We start from the raw sequence: 21,347 nt of genomic DNA on the forward strand, positions 1-21,347 counted from the left end.
GGCCTCATTGCTCCTCAACTTGGTTCTACCGGCATGATGATTCGGGCTGGACGCCCGATGTTCTCCAACAGGTAGAGCAGGCCGCCTCCATCGATCAGCTCCAGCGGCTTGTCGTCCGCGAACTTGTATGCGTCCGAGCCGTAGCTGCTGGTCGTGACCAGAATGCCTTTCTTCGCGCCCTCGTTGAGCAGCGTCCCGTAGAGATCACGGACAGCGGACACGCCGACGGTGTGGCGGTAGCGCTTCGCCTGAATCACCACCTTGCCGCCCAAGATGGGGCGAGTGTCAAACGCGACCGCATCAACCCCACCGTCTCGGCTTGATCGCGTTAACCTGCTTTCCAGACCCATCTGAGTGAAGAGGTTGCTGACAAGTGCCTCGAACTCGGCGGGGCTGAGATCCATAAGATTAGGCCGAGCATCGAGAGTGCTCAGAACGTCCGCCTCGGGAATGAAGCGCGGATCGACCATGTCGAATTCAACGACAGGCCGTACGGCGCGCGCTTCATCCGGTTGTGCGGAAACCTGCGCGCCAAGGTTCTTGAGGCAGGCCTGCGGATCGACGCGCGCGAGGTTGATGGCAAGAAATGCCTCCTTGCTCACGCGCACTGAGACCAGATAGGGGCGTATGTCGTTTCCGGTGGTTTCGTCGATCTTGTTGACGTACCCACTGAAGACCGCGACGTCGATGTGGTTGCCCTGATCTGCCTCGAAGACCTCATGCAGGGTTCGAAGGGCGGTCTGGGCCACAACCTCCCGGTAGATCGCCTTGATCTCCGCGGGCTTTCGCGGCTTTTCCTCAACAGTCCGCCTCGTCTTGATATACCGATACTCGGCAACGGGCGGCACGATCTCGGGTGTGGGTAACTCGAAGTCGATCACCAATTGCCGACTCTCCGGTAGGTACGCCAGCCGGAACTGGCCCGGAAATCCCGCGGGATAGTCGGAGTTGCTGAGCACCATCTCGTTGTAGAGGACGACAGCCTCCGGTTCTCCGGCTGCGTAGGATCGCTGAAGCTCGTCGACTTCTGCATCGCGTTGAGCGCGCTTTTCCTCGAAGCCAGCCAGGGCTTCTGCATGCTGTCGCTTCGCAAGGTCTACGGCCGCTGAGTGATTCGCCTTGAGCTGCTCGACTTCAGCTTCATGCTGCCTGCGACGTTTTTCAATCGCCGCCTTCGCCTTTTCCGATTCCTCTAGATGGACACGAACCGCGAGCGCGTGGGCGGCGCGAATCTTCGCGAGTTCCTTCTCGTAGCGCGAGTTGCCACCAAAGAGCCTTTCGAAGAATCCTGGCTTCTGCACCCTCTCAAGCTGGTACTCGATCGGCCCCGGTGGGGAGGGCAGCTTGATCGATGCGTCGTCTCGAAGTTCAGGAAGAACCAGTTGGGGCAACGTCAGCTTGGGCGCTGCCTCACGCACACGGAGTGCTTCGAAGTCGATGCGGTCGTCCACCTTCAGTGTCGCCGCAATCAGCCCCTGCAATGCTTCCACTGTCTCTGCTGCTTCCAGAGTCATAGCTTCCGCATGTGCGGCAGCGTCTAGGTGCGCTGCCTGCTCCGCCTCGCGCTGCTGGCGCTGGCGATCTCGTTCGGCCTCCTTGATCGCGCGCTCCTTCGATTTTGCGTCGCGCGCCTCCTGGGCCGCCGCCGCCCTGATTGACGCTTCAACTGCTCGCATCTCGGCCGCTTCTGCCCGCGCGGCGGCTGCGCGGCCTTGCTCCAAGCGTCGAATGGCTGCCAGTTCCGCGCGCTGTCTTGCATTGGCCTGTCGAACCGACTGCGCATGCGCTCGAACAAGCGCGCCAACTATGTTGATCTTGCGTGCCATCTTCCTTCCCCCCAAGGATCAGGGGGCCGATGGTAATGGAACTGAATCCGGTTCGCGGGGCTGAGTGACGCTGTGCTTGCGACCTCTGACTACGAGCCTCAACTGAGCTTCGGGCTGAATCTGCAGAGATCAAGTCTGGCCCACTAGCGCACTGGCGAAGCTTTCAGCGTTGGTGCTTGAAAGCTCGCACCCTTCCAACTAAGTCGAGCGCGATCCTCGGAGTAGTGGAACGCCTCCAGCACCTCGATCTCCGACTCGCTCGCTCCAAACAGCCCCTCCCGCGCCGGCGTCAGCTGCATGCGCATCGCCCCCAGCCTAGCCTCCAGCCCGTCCGGCCCCAGCTGCACGCGCATCCGCCCTAGCCGCTCGCTCTCGAACTCGCCGACGTAGGCCTGCAGGTCCTCGCGCGTCGGTGTCCACGCCCAGCCGCCCCAGCTCGGGTCGGCGCGGGCGTTCGCCACGGCCTCGCGTTGCGATTCGACTCGGCGAGCCAGGCGTTCGGGATAGGCATCGACCGCCAGCCGCAGTCGGGCGTGTTCCGAAGCGTCGCCATGGGCCAGGCCGATGAAGGCCTTCACTAGCTCCAGCGCGAAGCCTTCGATGGCGCTGTCGCTGTTGACGGCGAAGGACAGCCCAGTGTCAAGGTCGGGCAGCAGCAGGCTCACGCTGACCGCGCCGCGGTAGCTGCCGGGGTGCATCCGCACGCGGTGGCCGCGGTAAGCGCAGGCGTACCAGCCCAGGCTGTAGCCGTCGCAGATGAATTCGCGGTCGGAGAGGTTCGCCTTCACCACTGGCCGCTGCGCGCGCTCGAAGCTCGCGCGCGAGGGCCGGCCGCTGGGCGAGCGCAGGCGCAGGTTCGCGCGCAGCCAGCGCGCCATGTCCGCCGAGGAGGCATACAGCCCGCCCGCGGCGTGCATCAGCGCGTCAGGCTTGGGCGGCGTCGCCAGCCAGCGCTGGCCGTCCCACTGGTGGTTCCAGGCCAGCGCCTCCTGCGCGACCTCGGAGCTGCGCGGGTGCACGTAGCGCAGCTGCAGCGGCTGCAGCACGCGCTGCTGCAACTTGTTCTGCCAGGGCCTGCCGGTGCGCGCCTCCAGCGCCGCGCCGTAGATCAGGTAGCCGAGGTTGGCGTAGGCGAAGCCGGGCTCGCGCGGCTGCGTGTGCTCGGCCAGCAGGGCGGGGTAGTCGACGGACGGAACGTGCCGAACGTAGGCGGTCAACAGGTTCAGCGTGTCGGTGCGCAGCGGCGCCTGGTGCGTGAGCAGATCGGCCAGCGTGATGCGTTCGGGTTCGGCGGGCGAGGGCAGGCGCAGCTCGGGCCAGACCTCGGCCAGCGTGGTCGACAGCGGCAGCGCGCCGTGCGCATCCAGCTCCGCCGCCAGCAGGCCGACGAAGGACTTGGTTTGCGAGGCGATGTAGAAGCGTGAATTGGCATCGGCGATGGTGTCGTGGCCTGCACGCAGCGCACCCTGCGCGAGCAGCAGGGGCGTGGCCTCGCCGTGCACTACGACGACTGATACGGCGGGAAAGGCGCCGGGCAGGCGATGCACTTCGCGGGCTGCATCGCCGATGGCTGCGGCAGCGGCGGCGATGCCTTCGCTCTGGGGGCTATTCGGCTCAGCGTGTATCGCGGGCGCGGCGTGCGCGAGTACTCGGAGGAGGAGCGCGCAGAGCGCAGCAGGGGCAGGGTGTCTGCGTGAGATCGGCATCGTCGCCATCCTTGGTGAGTGACGGGTCGTGGCCGAACCGCGTCGGCGTTTGGTCCCTCGATGGATACGGCTTGTGTGCCCGCGGTTGCAGGTGGCTGCATCAATGCTGACAAGCAGCCTCTGAGTCCAGACTCTGCGGCTCTGGCGGCGTGTGCGGGGTTCGCGAGTGAGTACAGGCCAGGGTGGTCCGCAGGCTTCGATGCTTGCGTCCGCAGCTTTCGATGCGGTCGCTCGTGGTCCTCCGTTCGGATGGCTTACCATCCTCGCGCATGTCGCGATTGCGGCAGCCCTTCCTTGTCTCTCTGCAGGCGCGAGTCTTTTTGCGATGAGCCATCCCTTCCTGCTGCCCATGGCCGCGCACGTCGCGCTCGCCGCCCTGCTGTACGCCGCGCTGACCCTCGCACGTGCGCCCAAGGTCTGGGGCATCGGTCGTCGCGCGGATGGCTCGAATCCGTTTGCCGCGATCGAGCCGCGCCTGAGCGCCAACCTGTCAAACCAGTTCGAGTGGCCGCTGTTCTTCCATGTGGCCTGTCTGCTGCTGCCCAGCCCTTCAGACCTCGCGCTGGTGTTGGCCTGGGCCTTTGTCGCGGGTCGCGTGCTCCACACCGCGGTGCAGGTGTTCACCGTCAACGTGCGCCTGCGCGGGCTGGTGTTCATGCTGAACTTCCTGGCAGTGTTGGGCCTGTGGGCGCTGCTGGTGGCAGCGGCCCTGCGCTGAGTGCGCCCACCTGACGCGGCATCAGCGCCGCCCGGCGGAACCCCGATGGCGAACATCCTGCAGTGCGGCACCCACGGCGAGCGCGAGGCGCGCTTCGTCTGCGATCACCTGTTCCGCAAGCTGCGCGCGGCGTGCCCGCAGCGCCTGATCTACTTCGAGCCCGCGCATGCGACGCATGAGCCGACGCCGGCGATCTGGTGCGAGGGCTGCGAGGCGGTGATTCAGGCGGAGGGCGAGATCAACGAGCTTGCGCACGAGGTCGCCTGCTTCCACGCTGTCTGCGATTTCTGCTTCGAGTGCGACCTCGATGCGGGTGAGCCCGCACCTGTCGAGGACTGAGGCTGTCGTCCTGCGCCAAGAAAACGGGGCGCCTGCGCGCCCCGTTTCCGAAAAACAACCCGCGTCGGGTCGGTGGGCTCAGGGCGCCTTGACCACGGCGCCGGCCTTCATCACGAAGCGCACATCACGCATCAGGCCGATGTTCTCGAGCGGGTTGCCCGCGACGGCGACGACGTCGGCATGTTTGCCGGCCTCAAGGCTGCCCAGGCTTTCCCATTCGCCCAACAGCTCGGCCGCGTTCCGGGTTGCGCTCTGCAGGGCGAAGGCCGCTGGCATGCCGGCCTCGACCATCAGCTCGAATTCGCGGGCATTGTCGCCGTGCGGGAACACGCCGGCATCGGTGCCGAAGGCGATCTTGACGCCCGCCGCATGCGCACGGCCGGCCGTGCCCTGGATCAGTGCGCCAATGCGTTCGGCCTTGGGTCGCACGATCTCCGGGTAGTAGCCGACCTCTCGGGCCTTTTCGCTGACGAACACCCCTGCGGAAATCGTCGGGACGTACCAGGTGCCCTTCTCGCGCATGAGCTTGAAGATGTCCTGGTCCATGTACGTGCCGTGCTCGATCGAGTCGACGCCTGCCGCCACCGCGCGCCGCATGCCTTCCTTGCCGTGGGCGTGGGCGGCGACGCGGTAGCCGTAGTCCCGCGCGGTCTCGACGATGGCGCGGATCTCGTCCTCCATGAACTGCGGGTTGTCGGCGCTCTTGGCGAAGCTCAGCACGCCGCCGGTGGCGGTGAGCTTGATCACGTCAGAGCCTTCCTTGTAGCGCTGGCGTACCGCTCGGCGCGCCTCGTAGGGGCCGGCGACCACGCCTTCCTCCGGGCCGGGCCAGCCCAGCGATTCGGAGAGCTCGCGATTGATGCCGTTGCGCGGGTCGGCGTGGCCGCCGGTGGTGGCGATGCTCTTGCCGGCGGCGAAGATGCGCGGCCCGAGGATTCGGCCTTCGTTGATGGCATTGCGAAGGCCGATCGTCTGCAGGCCGCCGAGATCGCGCACCGTGGTGAAACCGGCCTTGAGCGTGGTTTCGGCATAGCCCACCGAGCGCAGGGCGTAGTCCTCGGGGTTCAGGCGGAAGCCTTCGGAGTAGGCCGCCGGGCTGGTCTGCGAGCCCAGGTGCACGTGCATGTCGATCAGGCCGGGCAGGCAGGTGTGGGCGGAGAGATCGATGGCGGTGGCATCGGCACCGAGCGTCGATGCCTCGATCTTGCCGGCACGCACTTCCGTGATGCGGCCTTCGTTGACGACCAGACTGTGCTCACCGAGCAGGCGCGCGGTGTTGGCATCGAAGACCTGCCCGCAGTGCAGCACCTGCGGCGCGGCCTGGGCGGCGAATGCGGTGGACAGCGAGAGGGCGAGCAGCGCGATCTGGGCGCGGCGGTGGCGTGCGTGCATGGTGTTCCCCTTGAGTGATGACGCGAGCGCGCCGCAGGCCGGCGCGCATCCCCATGGCCGATGGTAGGCGAGGGCAGGTCGGGTCGTGCCTGTCGGAAGTCGGGGGTGCCGCGTGCACTCGCCTTCGATCGCGGGGTATCCCCTCGGTGACCGCCGGCTTCGTTTGCAGGCGGACTCCCACACTGGCGGGGTGGCAGGCCGCGGCCAAGCCCGCCGGGCTGCCCGGCTTCTGCCGCGCCGGCCACGAGAATCGCTGATTCGTGGACGGGCGCGCGACACGCCCCAACCCACCGGCTGTACACGAATCCCGAATCCCCATTCCCGAATCCCGGCTCCAAGCCGTTCCGCTCAACGGCACGTTGATGCCTGCGAAGGTCGCGGCCGGCTACAATCCGCGGCTTTCCACCACCGATCGACCGCCCCCATGCCCCTGAACGCCTCCGACCTGTTCGATGTCCGCTCGATGCTCACCGACGAAGAGCGCGCCGTGCAGGACACCGTGGCCCGCTTCACCGACGAGCGCGTGCTGCCGATCATCGGCGACTGCTTCGATCAGGGGCGCTTCCCGAAGGAGCTGATTCCGGAGATCGCTGGCCTCGGCCTGCTGGGCTCGTCGCTGCCCGAGGAATACGGCTGCGCCGGCCTGAACGCGGTCAGCTACGGCCTGATCTGCCAGGAGCTGGAGCGCGGCGACTCCGGCCTGCGCAGCTTCGTGTCGGTGCAGAGCTCGCTGTGCATGTATCCGATCTACGCCTACGGCTCCGAAGAGCAGCGTCGCCAGTACTTGCCGGGCATGGCACGCGGCGAGATCATCGGCTGCTTCGGCCTGACCGAGCCGCACGGCGGCTCCGACCCGGCCAACATGAAGACCCATGCCAAGCGCGACGGCGACGACTGGGTCATCAACGGCGCCAAGATGTGGATCACCAACGGCAACCTGGCCCACATCGCCATCGTCTGGGCGATGACCGATGAAGGCATCCAGGGCTTCATCGTGCCGACCGACACCAAGGGCTTCGCCGCCCAGGAAATCCACCGCAAGATGAGCCTGCGCGCCTCGGTGACCAGCGGCCTGTTCTTCGACAACGTCCGCGTCAACGACCGCCAGCGCCTGCCCAACGTCAAGGGCTTGAAGGGGCCGCTGGGCTGTCTGACCCAGGCCCGCTACGGCATCACCTGGGGACCGATCGGGGCAGCCATCGCCTGTTACACCGAAGCCGCGAACTACGCCAAGGAGCGCATCCTGTTCAACCGCCCGATCGCGGCGACGCAGGCGGTGCAGATCAAGCTGGCCGAGATGGCCCGCCGCATCACCCTGGCGCAGCTGCTGGTGCTGCAGCTTGGCCGCCTGAAGGATGCCGGCCAGATGCAGCCGACCCAGGTCAGCCTGGCCAAGTGGAACAACTGCCGCATCGCGCTGGACATCGCGCGTGAGGCCCGCGACATCCTCGGCGGCTCGGGTATTACCACCGAGTACTGCCCGATCCGCCACGCCCTGAACCTCGAGTCGGTCATCACCTACGAGGGCACCGAAACCGTCCACCAGCTGGTGGTGGGACGTGAGGTGACCGGAATCAATGCGTTCTGAATCGGCGCCAGCCGGTCGGTGCCCTGCGGCGCCGGCCGCGGCGGCTGGGCACTTGAGCCTTGCGTGTAGGGTTGCGCTGACGATCACTCTGGCGCTCGGGCTGAGCCTGTGTGTGCCCCCGCAGCGCGCGCAGGCCCAGGCGCAGACGCTGCGCCCGGTGCCGTGGCCCGAGGCCGAGCGCGTGCTGGTCTTCGATGGCCCGGCCGAGCCGGCCGAGGCGGATGCCCGGCGCGGCATGGCGCCGTCCCTGCGCGCCGCGCGCGGGCCCAGCCTGGGCCTGGCCGGCGGGCTGGAGCGGGGCGACGTCGAACGCCTGAGCCGCGAGGCGCGGCCCGGCCTGAACCTCGGCTTCTACGACCTCGGCCCGGACTGCGACCGCGAGCCCTTCGGCGTGCTCGCCAACCTGCACAAGCCGGGTGTACGCCAGCGCGTCACCGACATCCTGGTCGAGTTGCGCGCCCGCGGCAGCGAGGCCATCGCGGTCGGCATCTATCACTTCCGCCCGCCCGGCCCTGCCGATGCGGACGGTGTCTGGGCAGGTACGCCCATCCTCGACTCGACAGGCGGCGACCTGCATCCGCGGATGCGCCAGAACCTCGCCGATCTGCTCGCCGACATCCGTGCGGCGGGCTTCAGCCAGCTGCTCGTCCGGTACCACCCGCAGGGGGGCAATACCGTGACCCAGTGGACGCGCTTCGAGGAGGAGCTTTTCCAGGAAAACTGGAACCTCATCGTCAACCTGATGCCGATCCTCGATGACTCCGGGCTCGATTACCGCGTCGACCTGCTGACCGAGGGCCTGCCGCGTGCGCGTTTCGTCAACGTGCTCGGGCAGGCGCTGTTCTTCCCCGACCTGCCCGACAACGAACTCTGGAGCCGATACGCCAACCGACTTTGGCGCAACTACGTCAGCCGCTTCGATCCGGGGCGCAGCGTGGGCTTCTCTTCGGTCGGCGACACGGATCCCAACCGCTTGCGGGCGCGCCTTGAGCATCTGGGCTACGTGTACAGCGTCGCCGGCGGTGAGCGCGTCTACCCCGGTGCCTTTGCATTCTCGATCTATGGCACGCCAGACGTCGACGAAGGCGAGCTGTACGGGCGCATCGTGGATCGGCTGCGACGGTTGGGCTTCGGCGATGTGCCGCTGATCGTTGCTGAGTCCTTCTACAACGACCGCGAGGGCATGGCCCGGCTCGCCGCCGCCGCGCGCGAGCAGCAGGCGGCCCCGCTGTACGTGTTGCATTGGCCGGTGGCGCGCGACCGGCTCGACTGTTCCACCCACGTCAACGTGGGCTTCCCGGTGGAGATCGACCAGGCCCTGCGATTCGGCTTCTGAGCCTTTCGCCGTCAAGCCTTTTTCGCGCCAGTCCAACGCGGTAACGTGTCGCGTCACAGTGTCGCAGGCGCGTACGTCTGCGGCCGTGCCGCCGGGGGTCGTGGGGACCGTCGGCCCGATCAACGCCCCTCGCGGGCCGCAGCTGGAGCAGCCATGTTCGGTCGCCTGATGAATGTCGTGCGCGGTTTCTTTTCCCTGTTCGTCAAGGGCATCGAAAAGCGCAACCCCGAAGCCCTGCTCGAACTGGAGCAGGAGAATCTGCGCAAGCAGATCGGCAACTACAACCAGAGCCTGGCCGCGCATGCGGGCCTGGTTGAGCGCTTGATCTCGCAGGTGCGCAAGCTGGAGCGTGACGAGGCCGAGCTGCGCGCCAGCACCACCGCACACCTGCGCGCCGGCAACCAGCAGGCGGCCGCCCAGTACGCCCTGCGCCTGCAGACCGTGACCCGCGAGCTGGCCGAGAACCGCAGCCAGATGTCGTCGGCGGAAGAGACCTACCAGAACCTCGTCAAGGCCCGCGACGTCGCCGTGCAGGCGGCCCGCGCCAAGATCGAGTCGCTGAAGGGCGCGATCAACGACATGCGCATGAAATCCGCGGTGGCCGAAATGAACGAAATGGCGGCCGGCATGATCGGCAGCATCGGCGGCTCGGGCGATACCCTGAACCGCCTGCACGAGATGGTCGAGGAGGAGCGCAACCGCGCCGCCGGCCGTGCGCGTGTCGCCAAGGATTCGCTGGACATGACCGAGGTCAACGTCAAGCAGGCGGAAATGGACGCGCTGGCGTCGCAGGCTTTGGCCGACTTCGCCGCGGCCGAGGGCATCAGCCTGCCCGGACAGGCCGCGCCCGCGCAGCCGGCGACGCGCAGCATGGGCACACCCGCCGCGCCACAGGCGGAGCAGCAGTAAGCGCGGGGATTGGGGATTCGGGATTGGGGATTGGGTGCGGTCGCCGTGGTGCGGTGAATGCGCTTCGCCCAGCGCCCGCTCTTCATCGGGTGGGCCCTGGCCCACCGGAGCTGAAGCCTGGCCTCGGTCATCGGCAGACCTGCCTGGACCTGGGTCGCTCCCCGGAAGCGTGCAGATGCAGTGCGTCGCTCCGCATAGCCCCTCTACCGACCCCTCTCCCGTGGGGAGAGGGGTGACAGGCGCGGCCATCAGCCGACGCTCCGCCCACACGCAGCAAGCACCGGAAGACCTCGACCTTGAGCACGCACACGACCGTCCTTCCGACCTGGGCCCAGGCCCTCAAGCTGGCCTACGAAAGCGGCGCCCACGGCCAGTTCATCCTGCACGGCAATGTCGCCGATCGCTTCGTGCTGAATGGCCGCCTTGTCGGCGTGGTCGAGTACCTCGACGTGCGCCTGCTGCAGGGCTTCCCGCTGGTGTTCGTCTTCGATCCCGGCAACGGGCTGTCCGCCCTGCGCAGCAGCGAGGGCTTCCAGGCGTGGCCGGGTGCAGCACAGCTGTCCAGCGTGGGTCACGACCCGCGCGCCGCGGTCGAGTTGATCAGCCGCTACCTGCGCTACCGCGGCAACCTGCGCGCGCTGGGGCGTGGCGAAGCCGAGCCCGTCGCGGTGCTGGTGCGGGGCGCTGACCAGTTCCTGCCGGCCAACCGCGCGGGCGACTTTGAAACCGCCAGCCTGGCCAGCCTGGTGCGCGACTGGGCCAGCGAATCGCCCTTCACCGAGCTGCCCTTCGTCAGCCTGCTGATTGCCGACAATCTGCACGACCTGCATCCGCTGGTGGCCAACAATCCGCGGGTCGAGCGCGTGCAGCTGCCGCTGCCGCAGAAGCCCGAGATCGAGCAGGCGCTCGCGCAGCTTCGCGTCGACCACCCAACCGCCTTCGATGCGGGGCAGGGTGGCGAGATCGCCGACCAGCTGGCCGGCGTGTCCCTGAGCGCGCTGCAGTCGCTGGTGCGCCGGCGCGCGCACGAGGGCCAGCAGCTGGCCGAGGCCGATTGGATCAATGTGCGCAAGGCGATGATCGAGGGCGATGCGGCCGGCCTCATCGAATTCATCCGTAGCGAGCGCACGCTGGATGACTACCACTCGCCCGAGGCGCTCAAGGCCTGGCTGCGCCAGGACATGGCGCTGTGGCGCAAGTCGGACCTGCGCGCCTTGCCGATGGGCTACATCTTTTGCGGCCCGGTCGGCACCGGCAAGACCTATCTAGTCGAATGCCTGGCCGGCGAGGCCAGCGTGCCGGTCGTGAAGCTGAAGAACTTCCGCGACCGCTGGGTCGGCTCCAGCGAGGGCAACCTTGAGAAGATCTTCCGCCTGATCCGCGCGCTCGGCCGCTGCATCGTCTTTGTCGATGAAGCCGACCAGACGCTGGGCAAGCGCGACTCCGGCAGTGGCGACAGCGGACTGTCGGGGCGGCTGTACTCGATGATCGCGCAAGAGATGAGCGACGGTAAGAACCGTGGTCGGGTGATGTGGATTCTCGCGAGCTCCAGGCCCGACCTCATCGAGGTGGATCTCAAGCGCCCCGGCCGCATCGACGTCAAGATCCCGCTGCTGCCGACCAGCACCGAACACGAGAGCGCGGGCCTGCTGCATGCGCTGCTGAAGCGGCTCGATGTCAGCCCGGGCGTGGAAGAACTGGCGAAGCTCGACCTGCCGCTGCTGCTGACCCCCGGTGCCGCCGAAGCGCTGGCGGTGAAGGTCTATCGCCGCGTGCGCACGCTGGAGGAGTCCACCGTCGATGCGGTGCGCGCCTGCCTGGTCGGCTACCAGCCGCCGGTGCCGCTGGACGTGCTGGAGTTCCAGATGCGCATCGCCATCCGCGAGGCCACTGACATGCAGTTCGTGCCCGAGCGTCTGCGGCCCTACGGGGCCACGCCGGCATGAAATACGTCTGGCGCGCCTTCAATGCCCGTCCGCTGGGCATGCCGATCCCGCCGAACTGGATCGGTCTCGCCGCCTTCGGACTGCTCGGGGCCTTTCTGAGTCCGGGCTTCTGGCTGCTGGGCGCGGGCCTTGAAGTCGCTTACCTGTGGGCGACCTCCAGCAGCAAGCGCTTCCGCGCTACGGTCGACTCGGCGGCGTTCAAGCCCGGCCACAGCGAGCGCATCGAGGAGTCCGCCGAGGACGCGCGCTATCGCGCGCTGCTCTCTCAGCTGGGCGCCGCCGAAGCCGCGCAGCACCAGCAGATCGAGGCGCGCGCAAGAGAGATCGTCGGCCGCCTGCGCAGCTCCAGCCTGATGGCGACCCACGCCGACAGCGTCGAGCAATTGGTCTGGCTGCATCTGCGTCTGCTCGCCGCGCGCATGGCGATCGGCCACGTGGTGCAGACCGCGCAGGCCGAGCATGCGCGCCTGCAGCAACAGGAGGATGCGCTGCGTGCGCGCCTTGAAGACAGCAGCATCGGCGCCGACCTGCGCCGCAGCCTGGAGCAGCAGGTGTCGGTGATCGACCAGCGCCAGGCCGCGCACGCGGCCGCCGGCGAGCGTCTCGAACATGTCGACGCCGAGCTTGCGCGCATCGACCAGCAGATGGCGCTGATCCGCGAGCAGAGCCTGCTCGCGACCGATGCCGACGGCGTCGTGCACTCGCTGAACGCGCTGGCCAGCTCCTTCGACGAAGCCAACCGCTGGCTGGAGCGCCAGCGCGATCTCGCCGGCATTCTCGAAGGCCCGGAGCCGGTGCGCCTGCCCAAGCGCGTCATGCAGGGCCCGCCGCCGGTGCCGCAGCGCGGCCGCGCGTCGGAGCGGCAGTCGTGACGCTTGCCCAGCAACCTCCACTCAATCGCCACCCGCGCTCAAGGAGTGCCCGCATGAACCGACTGAAGCTGCAATCCGGCAATGCCGCCGGCAAGTTCATCTCCGTGCTGCTGGTGCTCGGCCTGCTGGCGCTGGGCGGCTGGCTGGTGATGCAGGACATGCGCAAGGACGCACCTGGCGATGTCACGACGGCCGACAGCGGCGCGCGTTCCGAGGCGGCCGAAGCTGCGAGCGTCGATCCGATCGAACCGCTGACCGCGCCTCCGGTGCTGGACCGTTCCGCGCCCTACCAGATGAAGGACGGCATCCTTGATGTCGACCTGAGTGAGTACGCCGGCTATGCAGGCTTGATTGTCGCCAACGGCGGCTTGCAGCCGAACCCGGACTCCTTCTTCGCCCGCGAATACGGCTTCCAGCTGCGCATCACCCTCAGCGAGGAGGAGAGCTGGTCGAAGCTCAACAACGGCAAGGTCGCGGCCAGCGTGACCACGGCCGACGTGCTGGCCGTGCTCGGCCGCCAGTTCGACATCGTGGTGCCGGCGCAGATGGCGTTCTCGCGCGGCGCCAACATGATCGTGGTCGACAGCGGCGTCACTGGCATCAACGCGCTGCGCGGCAAGGTGCTGGCCGGCACGCAGTTCAACGAGAGCGAGTTCTTCCTGCGCTACCTGGCCTCGGAGTCGGGTGCGGCGGTGAACGTGCTGCGCGACCTGGATGCCGCGCCGCGCGCCGATGCCATCAACCTGGTGTTCTACGACGACGCCACGGTCGCCTGTGAGGCCTATGCCGAGCAGCTCAAGGCTTCGCGACCGCGCCTGAACGGCTGCATCGGCTGGTCGCCCAGCACCGACGAGACCATCGCCAACAGCAGCGGTCGCGCCAAGATGCTGGTCTCGAACCGCAACCTGCTGGTGATCGCCGACCTGCTGCTGGTGAACGGCGAATTCGCCCGCGCCAACGCCGACAAGGTGCAGGCCCTGGTGCACGGCTTGCTGGAGGGCAACCGCCAGCTTCGCGACGCGCCCGAAGGCCAGCTCGGTGTGGTTGGCCGCGCCTTTGGCTGGAGCGTGGAAGAGACCCGCGCCGAGCTGGCCAAGGTGCACTTCTCCAACCTGCCGGAGAACCTTGCCTTCTTCGAGGGCACCATCGATGCGGCCGGCAGCTACCAGGGCATCTTCCAGAGCGCGCTGCTGGCCTATGGCGGGATCATCCGCAACCCGGCCGACCCCGCGCGCTACATCGATCTCGCCGCGCTGAAGGCGCTGCAGGTGAAGCCCGAGTTCGCCGCGCAGACGGTGGCGATCGCGCCGATCCGCACCCAGGGCGCGGTCAACCTCGAAGGCGATGCGCTGCTGAGCCGCGACATCCGCTTCTTCTACCAGCCAAACTCGGCCGAGCTCGACGCCAACTCGAAGGAGAACCAGGAGTACCTGGAGATCATCCGCGGCTTCCTGCAGGTCAGCCCCGGCTCGATCGTGGTGCTGCGTGGCCACGTCGACAATGCGCGCGTCGGTGAGTTCGAGCAGCAGGGCGGCCAGGCGCTGGTGCGCAGCATGGCGCTCAAGGCCATGGAGCTGTCGCGCCAGCGCGCCGAATCGGTGCGCGATGCCCTGATCGCGAAGTACCCGACCATCGATTCGAGCCGGCTTGAGCTGGTCGGCCGCGGCTGGGAAGAGCCCGCCGGTCCGGACAGCGAGTTGAATCGACGGGTCGAGGTGCAGTGGTTCACGCTGGAGTGATCCTGGAAGCGGCTCGTGGTCCGGCCTCGGCGCGTATGCTGCACGCATCGCATGACCGAGGCCGGGACGACCATGCCGCTGCCTGCTGGGGAGCTTGAACGCGGAGGCTTGGTGTGGCGCGTTGCGCTTGCGCTGCTCCTTGCCCTGTTGCTGCCACTGTGTGCCGCGCGTGCGGCAGTGGAGTACTCGGTCGTCGACGGACTGTCTCAGAACTCGGTGCTCGCGATGGTCGAGGACGCCGAGGGCTTTGTCTGGCTGGCCACCGAGGACGGGCTCAACCGCTTCGACGGCTACGAGTTCCGCGTCTTCCGGCCTTCCGAGGCGCTCGGCCTCGGCGCTGCATCGAACTACATCAGCGATCTGGCGATCCGCGACCCCTATCTGTTCCTTGCCAGCAATGGCGGCGGCCTGCTGATCTTCGACCGCCGCGATGGTCGCTTCCGCCGTGTCGGCGTCGATCAGGGCCTGCTCGGTGAGCACCTGAACGCGGTCGAGCCGACCGGGCCGGACAGCCTGCTGCTGGCCTCGCGCGGCGGCTTGGAGCGCTTGAGCTGGAGCGGCGATCCGATGCAGTCGGAGATTCGCGTCGAACGCCTCGCCACCCAGCCGGAGCACGCCGAGCGCGAGTTCTGGGAGCTGCACGCCAGCAGCAGCGGCCAGTGGGTGGCCAGCGGCGACGGCGTGTTTCGTGTCGACAGCAATGGCGATCTGCTGCCATTGCCCGTGCAGGGCGCGGTGCCGCCCTTCAACACCGATGCGTTGTTGGAGTTTCCCGCGGGCGTGCTCTGGGTCGGCGCCTGGGATCAGGGCTTGTTCCGTGTGCGCCTGGACACCGGCGAGACCCGTCATTTCCGGCCGGGCGAGCCGGATGCGGTGGGCCTGCGTTCGCCGCGGGTGATATCGCTGGCTCCGGGCCCCGGCGGCATGGTCTTCGTGGGCACCGATCAGGGCCTGGCGCGCTTCGAGCCCGGCTGCGACTGCCTGCGGGTGATGAATCAACGGCGCGCCGCCCGTCTGGCCGGGCGCGGCTTTCTCGTGCAGTCGCTGCTGGCGGACGCCCAGGGCGGGCTTTTTGCCGGCTACTGGGGCGAAGGCCTGGTGCGCTTCACGCCGCAGGATCGAGCCTTCCACGTCGAGGGTTATCGCGATGAGGGGCCGGCCGCGCTCAACCACCACCGGGTGCGGGCCATCCTGGAGAGTCGAGCGGGCGAACTCTGGGTCGGCACCTTCGGCGGCGGCCTGCAGCGCGTGCGCGGCAAGCGCCGGCTTGGCGAACCCTGGCGCTTCGAGTCCGTGCCGTTCGCCGCCGAGGCCGCGACGCTTCCGCCCGCAGCTCGCCTCGTCTGGGCGCTGCTCGAGGGGCGCGATGGTCGCCTGTGGGCCGGCACCGACGACGGCCTCTACCTGCGCTCCACCGAAGGCCAAGCCTGGCAGCGCGAGCGTGCCGCGGGCGAGCCGGTGCCGATGGCCGGCGTAAGGGTGCTGGCCGAGGACGCGCGCGGTCGCCTGTGGGTGGGCTCCTCCAGCGGTCTGGGCCGGATCGAGACGGCTGGTCAAAAGCGCGAACGCATCGCCCTGGCAACGTCGGAGTTTCCGCTCTGGCGAAGGCGGCAGATGGAGAACATCCAATCGCTGTACATCGATCCGCAGCAGCGAGTCTGGGTGGGCAGCTGGGCGGGGCTTGCCATCCTTGATGCCGACGGCCGCACCCTGATGCGCTACGGGGTGGAGCACGGCCTGCCGGCGCCCATCGTCTGGGATATCCATCGCCACGCCGACGGCAGCCTGTGGCTCGCCACCAGCGGCGGCCTGGTCAGGGTGCAGCAGGCGGACACCCCCGAGTCGCTGCGCTTCGAAGCCTGGGGTACCGAGCGCGGGCTGCCACCGGGCCCGGCGCTGGGGCTGGTCAGCGATCCGGCGGGCCAGCTCTGGATCACGGGCAATCGCGGCCTGCTGCGGCTGGATCCCGGCAGCGGTGATCTGCGGATGTTCAGCCGCGCCCAGGGCATCGCCTCGGACGAGTTCGCCACCCAGGCCGAGATCCTGGGCCGTGATGGCTGGCTGTATCTCGGCGGCATCGACGGGCTGACCGCTTTCGATCCTGCGGCTCTGCCTGAGGCGCTGGAGCGGCCGCGTCCGCGGCTCGCCTCGATCACGCTGGATGGCGGTGTCGCAGTGCCGGTGCAGCAGGGTGCGGATGGCCTGCGGCGCCTGCCGCTGGGCCACGACCATGCGCCGATCCTGCTCGACTTCACCGGCCTCGTTTTCAACCAGCCCGAGGCGGTGCGTTATCGCTATCGGCTGCGCCCTGAGGCGCCGTGGATCGATCTCGGCATGCGACGCTCGCTGATCATCGACCACCTGCCCGAGGGCGACACCCGGCTGGAGCTTCAGGTTGACAACCAGGGCCTGGGCGCCGAGGCCGCCCTGATCGAGTTCCGCGTGGTGCCGCCCTGGACGCATGCCTGGCCCTTCCGGCTCCTGCTTCTGCTGGTCGCCTCGGCCACCTTCGCGCTGCTTTACCTCTGGCGGGTGCGGGCTCTGACCCGTCAGCGCGCGCGGCTCGAGCGCGAGGTCGAGGACCGCACTCGCGAACTGCGCCGGCAGAAGGAGGCACTCGAGGCCACCGCACTTGCGCTGGGCGAGGCCAATACGCGGCTCAAGACTCTGTCGCAGCAGGATCCGCTCACCGGGCTGCGCAACCGCCGCAGCCTGATCGAGCAGATGCAGCGCCGCTTCCAGCCCGATGGCGATCCGCCGGCGGTGCTGCTGATCGATCTCGACCACTTCAAGCGGGTCAACGATTCCTACGGCCATCGTGCCGGCGATGCCGTGCTGCGCGACTTTGCCGAGCTGCTGCTGGCCGAGGTGCCTGCCGAGGGCGAAGTCGGGCGTTGGGGGGGCGAGGAGTTCCTCTGCCTGCTGCCGGCGAAGCCGCCGGAGTTCGCTTGGGGATGGGCCGAGCGACTGCTGGCTCGGCTGCGCCAGCGGCAGGTGCGGATCGAGGGCCAGGTGATCGAGTACCGGGCGAGCGCCGGCTTGGCCTTCGCCGCGGCCGGCAGCGATATCGATGCGACCCTGGCGCTGGCCGATGGCGCGCTCTATGCGGCGAAGTCCGCCGGTCGCGACTGCCTGCGCCAGGCCTGAACGTGGACGCATGGTCGCGGCCTGCTAACCTGCGCGGCCTTTCGCGCGGGCCCCGCTGCGCGCCACCGGCATGCCGTGGACTTCGACATGAGCACACCTGCAGACCTGATCTCTCCCGCCGTTCTGGCCACTGCCAGCGCCATCGGCCAAAGCTTCCTCGCGGCGCAGCCGTTCCGCCACGTGCGGATCGACGGGTTCCTCAGGCCGGAATACCTCGAACGGCTGCGCGCCGAGTTCCCTGACTTCGACCCGCGCTTCGCGAGAAACGAGCAGGGTGAGATCGGCAACAAGGCGGTGGTCGAGCGCATCCGCGGCATCGGTCCGGCCTATGCCGAGCTGGATGACCTGATCCAGTCGAAGGCGTTTCTCGGGCTGGTCTCGCAGCTCACCGGCATTCCCGACCTGCTGTACGACCCCTGGTACTTCGGCGGCGGCACACATGAGAACCGTCATGGCCAGGACCTCGATGCCCACGTCGATTTCAACCGGCATCCCATCACCGGCTGGCACCGTCGGCTCAATCTGATCGTCTACCTCAACCCGGAGTGGGACGAGGCCTGGGGAGGATGCCTCGATCTGCATCGTGACCCGCGCGCGCCGGATGACGAGGTGGTGCGTATCGCTCCGCTCGACAATCGCTGCGTGATCTTCGAGACCAACGAGATCAGCTGGCACGGCTTCGAGCGCATCGACCTGCCCGAGTCCCGCCGGGAGCTGTCGCGGCGCTCGATCGCGCTGTACTTCTACACGCAGGAGCGATCTGCCAAAGAGCTGGCCGATTCGCATTCGACCATCTATGTCGACCGCCCGCTGCCCGAGCGCTTCGCTGCCGGGCACACGCTGAGCGAGTCCGATGCGCAGGAGCTGCGCGTGCTCATCGCGCGTCGCGACCAGCACATCCAGCGCCTGTACCGTGATGTCGGCCGCATCACCACCGAGCTGGACCAGGCGCGCGCTCTGCTTGCGCGCTCGCGCCTGGGGCGCGCGATCGGCCTGGTGCGGCGCGCCTGGATCCGGCTGAAGCGCTGAGCCGCCCGTCGCGGTGAGCGTACGGAAGGCGCGGGAGCGCGTGCGCCCGCGCCTTCGGCGCGCTCGGAACGTCGCTACAGCTTGAAGCGGGCGACTGCATCGGCCAGCTGGTTGGCCTGGTCTTCGAGCGTGCGCGCAGCCGCGGTGGCTTCTTCGACGAGGGCGGCGTTCTGCTGGGTGGCCTCGTCCATGTGGGTGACGGTGGCGCTGACCTGCTCGATGCCCGAGGTCTGCTCGGCCGAGGCCGCGCTGATCTCGCCCATGATGTCGGTCACGCGCTTCACCGCCGACAGGATCTCGGCCATGGTGGCGCCGGCGGAATCGACCAGCTGGCTTCCGCTGCCGACGCGTTCGACGGTGTCGGAGATGAGCTGTTTGATCTCTTTGGCGGCGGCCGCCGAGCGCTGCGCCAGTGAGCGCACCTCCGAGGCGACCACTGCGAAGCCGCGGCCCTGTTCTCCGGCGCGGGCGGCCTCGACCGCGGCGTTGAGCGCGAGGATGTTGGTCTGGAAGGCGATGCCGTCGATCACGCCGATGATGTCCTCGATCTTGCGCGACTGCGCGTTGATCTGGCCCATGGTCTCGACGACCTGCCGTACCACGCTGCCGCCGCGCTCGGCGACATCGCCGGCACCGATGGCAAGCTGGTTGGCGGATCTGGCGTTCTCGGCGTTGCCACGCACGGTCGAGGTGAGCTCTTCCATGCTCGCGGCGGTTTCTTCCAGCGAGGCCGCCTGCTGCTCGGTGCGCGAGGACAGGTCGGCATTGCCGGCGGCGATCTCGGCCGCGGCCTGGCGGATGGTCTGGCTGGCGGCGTTGATGCCGCCGATGGCCTCGGACATGGCCTGGGCTGCGCTGTTGGCGTCGCTGGCGAGCCGGGCATAGGTGCCCTGGTACTGGCCGCGCATGCGCTCGCGCAGGTCGCCGCGGGCGAGCCCCTGCATCATCCGGCCGGCGTCGTCCAGCACCTCGCCGAACAGCTGCACGAGGCCGTTGATGCCCTCGGCCAGCTGCTTCTGGAAACCCTGCATCTGCGAGGCGTCGATGCGGTGGCCGGTATCGCCGGCGCGCGCCGCCGCGAGGGCGCCATCCTGCATCTGGATGAAGTTGCGCAGGCTGTGGCGCAGGGAGTTGATGCTGTCGCGCAGCACCAGGAAGCGCCCCTCGGCCTGCATTTCGAGGCGTGCCCCCAGATCGCCGGCAGCCAGCTGTCCGGCCGCGCGCGTGGTCGCGCCCAGCACGTCGTCGAGCTGCTGGCAGGAGCTGTTGATCGAGTGGGCGATCTGCAGGTAGCGGCCGCGCTTGTACCCGGTGTCCACGCGCCGGGCAAAGTCGCCCTTCGCGATCGTCTGCAGCACCTCGTCGACCTCGACGAGCGAGGTTTCGATTGAGGCCGCGGTACGCACTACGGCGTCTGCGATGCTGCCCTCGGGGACTTTGCCCAGGCTGGCGATGTTGGCAGGCTCGCCCTCGGCGAGCTGCCTCGATACCGAGATCAGGCGTGCCGGGCTGGCGCCCACCATCTGCACCTCGCGCTGCAGATAGCGCGCCATGATCACCAGCACGATGGTCTCGGCGACCACGAACAGCGCATGGATGATGACGATGATGAAGCCGGTGTCGGCCACGAACACCCAGACCGGCAGGCCCTGACGCTGCATGTAGTCGAAGGCGAGGTGGTGGACGGCGATCACCGCCGCGGCGAACACGATCGGAATCCAGTCGCGGTAGTACAGCAGCAGGGCCAGCAGCACGAAGATGCTGAAGTGCATCTCGATCATGCCGTGGGTCTGGTGGATGGTGAGGCCTGACAGCACCATGAAGGCGGCGGCGATGGTGAGACGGGTCGACAGGGCGCCGTTGTTGAGCAGCACCTGGGCGGCACAAATGCCGGCGGTGGGTACGCCGATGAGCAGGAAGCTGCCCCAGGTGCCCGTGCCAAGGGCGAGGCCCAGCGACAGCAGGGTCATGACGCCCACCAGCGCCAGCATCACGCGATCGGCGTCGCGGCGCAGATCATCCAGATAGTTAAGCGGTGTTGTACTCATGGGCGTCTGTGGGGGCTCGTGTGGAAAGGTAGTGGCCATCGCAGGCGCAGGGCTCGTCGATCACCGGCGCCCACAGCGGGGGCGCGTCGTCGGCCGCATGCGGAAGCACCAGTTCGACCAGGCTGCGGCCGTCACTGCAGTGCAGAGGGGATTCGAGCGGGCCGGCGAACAGCAGCCGGCCCTCGGCGTTGAACAGCGCAGCGCCGGTGGCAGAGGGCAGGGGCACGCTTGGCGCGGCGCCGCGGGTGAAACGGGCAGCCCCCACGCCGGCGGCTTCGGCCAGGCCATGGAGGCGCTCCAGCACGCCAGCATGGCTGGCGCAGGCGCAGGGCGATGGCAGCAGGATCAGCAGCGGGCGTTGGATCCGGCCCGCGCCTTGGGCGGCACCCCAGGCTTCGATGGACGCCACCCGCAGGGGATCGGACGCCAGCTGGGCGCGCGCATGTGCGGCTTGTCCCTCGATGAGCCAGAAGGCCCAGCCCATCGACATCAGCCAGCCCCCCAGCAGGAGGTAGCCGAACAGGTGCCTGAATCGATTGGACAGAGCGGCGCCGGGCTTGGGCACGAGATTCACGTTCCCGGGGAAGTCCCCGAGGTGACTGCAACCCTTGTGCCGAAAGTCATGTCATTGCTTCGACGCACCCCAGAGTCGCGACTTTTGGTCCCGCTCCAGGCCGGTGCCGGGCCCGCGGGTTGCGATGCGTGCTTGCCAGGTCGTGACACTCGCGCGTCGCGACGTCAGCTGCCGCCGG

Annotated in this window: 14 protein-coding genes and 1 pseudogene; 10 read left to right on the plus strand and 5 right to left on the minus strand. The window is 68.2% G+C overall.

Annotated elements, in window-relative coordinates; genetic code table 11:
* Positions 1-14 precede the first annotated feature (14 nt).
* Both BLP83_RS03150 and BLP83_RS03155 read right to left on the minus strand, forming a co-directional pair.
* Positions 15-1,826, minus strand: coding sequence for a restriction endonuclease (locus BLP83_RS03150; RefSeq protein WP_091238708.1), 1,812 nt, complete (start codon positions 1,824-1,826; stop codon positions 15-17).
* A gap of 143 nt (positions 1,827-1,969) precedes the next feature.
* Entirely contained in the window at positions 1,970-3,373 is a 1,404-nt protein-coding gene (locus BLP83_RS03155; protein WP_176763987.1) for a serine hydrolase domain-containing protein, read from the minus strand.
* Positions 3,374-3,857: 484 nt separating this feature from the next.
* Between BLP83_RS03155 and BLP83_RS03160 the strand changes: the two genes are divergently transcribed.
* Complete coding sequence (locus BLP83_RS03160; protein WP_091239442.1) at positions 3,858-4,250, plus strand: MAPEG family protein; 393 nt, start codon at positions 3,858-3,860, stop codon at positions 4,248-4,250.
* 45 nt (positions 4,251-4,295) lie between these two features.
* Entirely contained in the window at positions 4,296-4,589 is a 294-nt protein-coding gene (locus BLP83_RS03165) for a hypothetical protein (RefSeq protein WP_091238713.1), read from the plus strand.
* A 78-nt stretch (positions 4,590-4,667) separates the two neighbouring features.
* On the opposite strand, the gene BLP83_RS03170 is transcribed toward BLP83_RS03165, so the two are convergent.
* Complete coding sequence (locus BLP83_RS03170) at positions 4,668-5,981, minus strand: metal-dependent hydrolase family protein (RefSeq protein WP_091238716.1); 1,314 nt, start codon at positions 5,979-5,981, stop codon at positions 4,668-4,670.
* A gap of 424 nt (positions 5,982-6,405) precedes the next feature.
* On the opposite strand from BLP83_RS03170, the gene BLP83_RS03175 reads away from it, so the two are divergent.
* The 8 genes from BLP83_RS03175 (at position 6,406) to BLP83_RS03210 (ending at position 18,547) form a co-directional block, all read left to right on the plus strand.
* Complete coding sequence (locus BLP83_RS03175; protein ID WP_091238719.1) at positions 6,406-7,569, plus strand: acyl-CoA dehydrogenase family protein; 1,164 nt, start codon at positions 6,406-6,408, stop codon at positions 7,567-7,569.
* 112 nt (positions 7,570-7,681) lie between these two features.
* Complete coding sequence (locus BLP83_RS03180; RefSeq protein WP_091238722.1) at positions 7,682-8,905, plus strand: hypothetical protein; 1,224 nt, start codon at positions 7,682-7,684, stop codon at positions 8,903-8,905.
* 153 nt (positions 8,906-9,058) lie between these two features.
* On the plus strand, positions 9,059-9,814 hold the full coding sequence (locus BLP83_RS03185; protein WP_091238726.1) for a PspA/IM30 family protein: 756 nt from the start codon (positions 9,059-9,061) through the stop codon (positions 9,812-9,814).
* Between the two features lie 296 nt (positions 9,815-10,110).
* Positions 10,111-11,760 (plus strand): AAA family ATPase, encoded by a 1,650-nt coding sequence (locus BLP83_RS03190; protein WP_091238729.1) that lies wholly within the window; start codon positions 10,111-10,113, stop codon positions 11,758-11,760.
* Entirely contained in the window at positions 11,757-12,632 is an 876-nt protein-coding gene (locus BLP83_RS03195; protein WP_091238732.1) for a hypothetical protein, read from the plus strand. The genes BLP83_RS03190 and BLP83_RS03195 overlap by 4 nt, the downstream gene beginning before the upstream one ends.
* A gap of 53 nt (positions 12,633-12,685) precedes the next feature.
* Positions 12,686-14,371, plus strand: a complete 1,686-nt coding sequence (locus BLP83_RS03200; protein ID WP_091238735.1) for a phosphate ABC transporter substrate-binding/OmpA family protein — start codon at positions 12,686-12,688, stop codon at positions 14,369-14,371.
* 51 nt (positions 14,372-14,422) lie between these two features.
* Positions 14,423-17,518, plus strand: a complete 3,096-nt coding sequence (locus BLP83_RS03205) for a ligand-binding sensor domain-containing diguanylate cyclase (RefSeq protein ID WP_091238738.1) — start codon at positions 14,423-14,425, stop codon at positions 17,516-17,518.
* 87 nt (positions 17,519-17,605) lie between these two features.
* On the plus strand, positions 17,606-18,547 hold the full coding sequence (locus BLP83_RS03210) for a 2OG-Fe(II) oxygenase (RefSeq protein WP_091239445.1): 942 nt from the start codon (positions 17,606-17,608) through the stop codon (positions 18,545-18,547).
* Positions 18,548-18,624: 77 nt separating this feature from the next.
* Here the strand turns inward: BLP83_RS03210 and BLP83_RS19200 are convergent.
* Together BLP83_RS19200 and BLP83_RS03220 are read right to left on the minus strand one after the other, a co-directional pair.
* Positions 18,625-20,595: pseudogene (locus BLP83_RS19200) on the minus strand (methyl-accepting chemotaxis protein); the annotation flags it as partial.
* Positions 20,576-21,160, minus strand: coding sequence for a DUF6436 domain-containing protein (locus tag BLP83_RS03220; RefSeq protein WP_143006530.1), 585 nt, complete (start codon positions 21,158-21,160; stop codon positions 20,576-20,578). The gene BLP83_RS03220 and the pseudogene BLP83_RS19200, both read right to left, overlap by 20 nt.
* Positions 21,161-21,347 lie beyond the last annotated feature (187 nt).

It is taken from the genome of Aquimonas voraii, assembly GCF_900101825.1.
GTDB classification, from domain to species: Bacteria; Pseudomonadota; Gammaproteobacteria; order Xanthomonadales; family Xanthomonadaceae; genus Aquimonas; species Aquimonas voraii.